Origin of the sequence: Nocardia thailandica NBRC 100428 (assembly GCF_000308795.1) — a bacterium.
Classification (GTDB): domain Bacteria; phylum Actinomycetota; class Actinomycetes; order Mycobacteriales; family Mycobacteriaceae; genus Nocardia; species Nocardia thailandica.
In genome coordinates this window covers 1-2854 of the sequence record NZ_BAGK01000017.1, presented here as the reverse complement: position 1 = coordinate 2854, position 2854 = coordinate 1, and the positions used below count along the sequence as shown (strand labels likewise).

Here is a 2854-nt window from a genome sequence, read left to right as displayed (position 1 = left end):
GCAGCCTGCGCTGCGCGGCCGTGTGGACCGGCCACACCAGCAGGGCCGCCGCCCCCGCCAGCGCCGCCTCCGGGGCGATACCGATGACCGACTGCCACACGGTCTTCCTCCCCTCGGGCGCGCACCCGCGCTACCGGCAGGACCCGCGCCACCGCGCCTGACCGGAGGCCGGCACGGGGGCGGGTGAGGTCCTCGGCGATCCGTCGTCCCCGCCGCGCCGTCATCGCACGCTCCGGGTGATCGCATCCGTCCACAGCAGTCCACAGCAGGCCAGGCCCGCGCCGAGCGGCAGCAGGAACTGCCCGGCCGCCGAGGCGAACAGGACCGCGACCGGCGCCGCGCCCATCAGCTGACCGAGCCCGATGCCGAGCAGGGGCAGTCCGGCCAGGACGGCGGCGGTCGCCCGGGCACCGGCCAGGGCGGCCTCGGTGCGATCACCGAACCGCAGCCGGGCCCGCAGGTCGGCGCGTGCGGTGCCGAGCAGTTCGGCCAGGGCGAGCCCGTGCTGTTCGGCGACGCGCCAGGCGGCGGCGATGCGCGAGAGTTCCTCGGCCACCACCGAATCCGGGTGCAGGAGGCCGTCCGCCCCGGACCCGCCCAGCCTGCTGCGCGCCGCGCTGATCGCCAGCACCCTGGCCGTCTCGCCGGTGGCCTCCGCGGCGGCGGTTTCGGCCGCCGCGCTCGGGTGTGCCCCGACCCGCAGCTCCCCGACCACCGCCTCCAGACCTGTCAACAGGTGTCCACATTCGGTCCGCCGCCGTCCCGCACGCCGGGCGCGGCGCACGCGGACCGTGACCGTCGCCGCCACCAGGGCCGCGGCCAGCCCTACCCCCGGACCGAGCACGAAGAGAACGGCCACGGCCAGGCCGCAGGCGAGCGGGTAACCACGCGGCCACCGCCCGGCACGTCGCTCCGGGAGGAGGAAGACTCCGGCGAACCGCCTGCGCCCACCCGTCACCGGCAACGCGACCAGCGCCGCCGCACAGCAGAGCATCGCCCAGTGCATCGCGTCACCATCCCCAGCTGTGCACAGTCGGCCGGGTCGCTCGCGGGTCCCGCGCCCCGGCCGGGGTCGGGCGGCGCGGCGTCACGCCGTCCTCCCGTCGATCAGGCGCGCCAGTTCCGCGCTTCCCGGCGCCGGGGTGCCATCGGCCCGCCACGCGGGCACGATCCGGATGCCGCCGCCGTCCCGTTCGAGCACGCCGATCTCGCGCAGCTCGCGGGTTCCGTCGGCGCGGCGGTGCACATGCAGCACCACCTGCACGGCCGCGGCGAGCTGGCTGTGCAGCGCGGCGCGATCCATGCCGCCCAGCGCGGCGAGCGCCTCCAGCCGCGCGGGCACCTCGCGGGGCGAGTTCGCGTGGACGGTGCCCGCGCCGCCGTCGTGGCCGGTGTTGAGCGCGGTCAGCAGGTCGACGACCTCGGCGCCGCGGACCTCGCCGACCACGATGCGATCGGGCCGCATGCGCAGCGCCTGCCGGACCAGGTCGCGGACGGTCACCTCGCCCACGCCTTCGACGTTGGCCGTGCGCGCCACCAGCCGCACGACGTGCGGGTGCACGGGCGCCAGTTCCGCGGCGTCCTCCACGCACACGATCCGTTCGGCCGGGTCGACCGCGGCGAGCAGCGCCGACAGCAGCGTCGTCTTTCCCGCGCCCGTGCCGCCGACGACCAGGAAGGCGAGCCGGGTCCGCACGACGGCGTCGAGGAGGCGGCGCGCGTCGGCGGGGACGGAGCCCGCGGTGCACAGCGCGTCGAGACCCTGGGTCGCCGGCCGCAGGATCCGCAGCGACAGGCAGGTGCCGTCGTGCGCGACCGGCGCGAGCACGGCGTGCAGGCGGACACCGAACGAATCGCCCAGGGCCGCTTCGGTTCCGGTCAGCCTGCCGTCCACCCAGGGTTGCGCGTCGTCGAGCCTGCGGCCCGCGGCGAGGGCGAGACGCTGGGCGAGGCGGCGGACCGCGGCCTCGTCGGCGAAGGTCACCCCGGTCTTCTCCAGGCCGCGGCCGCGGTCGACCCAGACCGCGTCCGGCGCGGTGACCAGGACATCGGCCACCCGCGGATCGTGCAGCAGGGGCTCGAGAATGCCCGCGCCGGTCATCTCGGTCTGGAGCATCCGCAGCGCCCGCAGCAGGTCGGTGTCGGCGAGCACGCCGCCCGCCTCGGCGCGCAACGCGGCCGCGACCCGCGAGGCGTCCGGCTCGCCGCTCTCGGCGGAGAGGCGCTCGCGGACCCGCTCCAGGAGGTCGGCGGTCACCAGGGCGGTCACGACGCGCTCACCACGGCCAGTACGGCGTCGGCGGCGTCGCGCAGCGGGGAACGGCGGCGCACGCTGAGGCTGCCGCGTTCCAGGCGCGCGGCCAGACCGGACTGCCCCCGGACCGCGGCGAGGAGCGGGAGCCCGAGGACCTCGGCGACCTCGGAGCCGCGCAGCCCGCCCGGCGCGGGACCACGGACGATCAGGCCGCAGTTGGGGTTGTGGGCCGTGAGATGCGCGGCGGCGGCTTCGGCCGCCGCGACGGCGCGCAGCCGCGCGGGCACGACCAGCACGACGAGGTCCGCCGCGTCGATCATGGCCTCGGCGTGCGGCCCTCGCTCACCCGACACGTCGCACACCACGAGATCGCCTGCGGTACGGCCCGCTTCGACGACCGCGCGGACCGCGGCGGCGCCCAGCTCGGCCGGCGTGCGGCCGGTGCCCGCACGGCCGCACGACAGGACCGCGAGCCCCGGCGTGGCCGCGGGCAGCGCGTGATGCAGGGCGGCGGCGGACACCCGGCCGTCCTCGATGACCAGGTCGGGCCAGCGCAGGCCCGGCACGTTCTCCATGCCGAGCACCAGGTCGATACCGCCG

The 2854-nt window shown here is 77.3% G+C and carries 3 protein-coding genes; all 3 read right to left on the bottom strand.

The window, feature by feature from the left end; all coding sequences use genetic code 11:
- Positions 1-220 precede the first annotated feature (220 nt).
- Positions 221-1006 (bottom strand): type II secretion system F family protein, encoded by a 786-nt coding sequence (locus tag ON36_RS01665; protein ID WP_052313538.1) that lies wholly within the window; start codon positions 1004-1006, stop codon positions 221-223.
- Between the two features lie 81 nt (positions 1007-1087).
- A complete protein-coding gene (locus tag ON36_RS01660) occupies positions 1088-2269 on the bottom strand; it encodes a TadA family conjugal transfer-associated ATPase (protein WP_043646951.1) in 1182 nt (393 codons plus the stop codon).
- Positions 2266-2854, bottom strand: a 589-nt coding sequence (ssd, locus tag ON36_RS01655) for a septum site-determining protein Ssd (protein WP_043646949.1), incomplete at its 5' end; no start/stop codon positions are given. The genes ON36_RS01660 and ssd, both read right to left, overlap by 4 nt.